This is a genomic window from Magnetospirillum moscoviense, assembly GCF_001650635.1.
Taxonomy (GTDB): domain Bacteria; phylum Pseudomonadota; class Alphaproteobacteria; order Rhodospirillales; family Magnetospirillaceae; genus Magnetospirillum; species Magnetospirillum moscoviense.
In genome coordinates, this window is record NZ_LWQU01000081.1 from 1 (window position 1) to 1,094 (window position 1,094).

Annotated in this window: 2 protein-coding genes; both read right to left on the bottom strand. The window is 57.8% G+C overall.

From position 1 onward, the window contains the following. Positions 1-94: 94 nt before the first annotated feature. Complete coding sequence (mamL, locus tag A6A05_RS03910) at positions 95-319, bottom strand: magnetosome protein MamL (RefSeq protein ID WP_245644182.1); 225 nt, start codon at positions 317-319, stop codon at positions 95-97. Positions 320-409: 90 nt separating this feature from the next. After that, on the bottom strand, positions 410-928 hold the full coding sequence (gene mamJ, locus A6A05_RS03915) for a magnetosome protein MamJ (protein WP_068497682.1): 519 nt from the start codon (positions 926-928) through the stop codon (positions 410-412). Positions 929-1,094 lie beyond the last annotated feature (166 nt).

The window sequence follows — 1,094 nt, forward strand, 5'->3', positions numbered from 1 at the left end:
CCGCCAGGCCAACCCAGCCGATGCTCCTGCTGCAGACCGCGCAACCGCTCTTCCTCATCCTTACCTACTCCAAAGCCTGGTGCCCCAAAGAGGCTCAGTGCTTGATGACGATGCTCTTTCCCGGTGTCTTCCGCTGGCGCCGCTGGAGAGCGTTCATGAGCACCGAAACGATCCCGGTGGCAAAGCCGAGAAAGAACGTAATGCCAAGGACAACAAAGTGCGGCGCTTTCATCGCAATTGGTCCCAGACGTGTTTCCGCCATATGCGCGTTGGACGATGCCAACAGCACGATCAGGCCGCCAAACACCAGCAACCCCACCAGCCTTACCACCACAACCGCCCATTCAATCGGCCCATGATTTCTTCCGGCTGTCCTTGGGTGCTGGAGGAAAAGGCCATATCACGCCAACTATTCACCGACCTTACTGCCCGCGTCGCAGTTCTGCGCTGGCCGGATCCCGCAACGGTTCTTGATGGACTGGATCAGCTTTTGACCGTGGGCAGTCATTTGGGAAGCCACGGAATTTCGATTCTTGACCAGGTCCGAAGACGCGTTGATGACGTCCCGCACCGCCGAGTTCGCAACATTGATAATTCCAGTGAGCAGATCTTCGACGGGCACAGCTTTCACCAAGTTCTCATGTGGGGTCGCGCCAGCATCATCCTCAACCGCATCTGAAATCATGGCCTGCTCCGTAAGCGGTTGGGGCGCCTCCATTTCTTCTGCCGGCATAGACACCTCGACCTCGGGCGCATCAATATTAGGCATATGGGTTGCCTCCGGCCCAACCACGGCATCACCGGCCCCCAACTCAGGCTCAGGGGCAGCCTCAAAAGTTGCGGAAGCCGTAATTGTCTCCGGCTCCGGGCCAATTTCGATCTCGGAATGGACTGGAATCATTTTATCATTTCCCGCGCGCTCGGTCATGGCATTGGCTTTGTCTTGCTGCGCAGCACCCTCGATTGGTGGCGCCGTATGTGACCAGAAACGCTAACGCCGAGATGACCCAATGGAGACATCTCGGCGCAGCATATCCGTTCAGCAGAGTCAGATACGGTCGGCGATATATCCGACCAGCGGCAGCCTCCAGGCG

Bases quoted from the DNA above. Each gene is read 5' to 3' on its own strand.
- mamJ (WP_068497682.1), bottom strand. From the start codon at position 928: ATGACCGAGCGCGCGGGAAATGATAAAATGATTCCAGTCCATTCCGAG.